Here is a 517-nt window from a genome sequence, read left to right as displayed (position 1 = left end):
GAAGTTCACCGAGGCGGCCAAACAGGGTCGCAAAGAGCGCCTCGGCCTGTTCTTGGTCACACAGGACCCACAAGACGTCGCCGAGTCCGTGTTCAAGCAGATCAACACCCGACTCGTGCTCAACCTCGGCGACGAGGACGCGATCAAGAGCGTCAACATCCCGCCGGAACTCGAAGACAAGGTCCCGTATATGGAGAAGGGACAGGCCGTCGTCTACTCCCCGGACAACTCCGAGCCGGTCGAACTCGTAGGGCTACCGGTCTGTCTCACCCGCCACGGCGAGTGAGCGCCGACAGAAGCGGTCGCGAGCCGCCAGAGGCCGTTTTATATACCCCGAGAATCTACCCGCAGGTATGCCGAGGCACGTGCTCGTCCCCCTCGACGGGTCGCCGCAGTCGCGCCACGCACTCCGCTTCGTCGTCGACGAGTGGAGCGACGCCCGCGTGACGCTGCTACACGTCATCAATCCCGTGCAGGCGGGCTACAGCGCCGGCGTCCTCCCCAGCGGCTCCGAGGA

General features: G+C 64.8%; 1 protein-coding gene and 1 pseudogene. Both read left to right on the top strand.

Going from position 1 to position 517, the window contains the following annotated elements:
* Positions 1 to 286: pseudogene (locus DEQ92_RS21870) on the top strand (ATP-binding protein); the annotation flags it as partial.
* A 67-nt stretch (positions 287 to 353) separates the two neighbouring features.
* Positions 354 to 517, top strand: a 164-nt coding sequence (locus DEQ92_RS21865; protein WP_158547661.1) for a universal stress protein, incomplete at its 3' end; no start/stop codon positions are given.

Source organism: Haloferax sp. Atlit-6N, from assembly GCF_003383195.1.
In the GTDB taxonomy this organism is placed as follows: domain Archaea; phylum Halobacteriota; class Halobacteria; order Halobacteriales; family Haloferacaceae; genus Haloferax; species Haloferax gibbonsii.
This window is presented reverse-complemented; position numbering and strand designations above follow the sequence as displayed.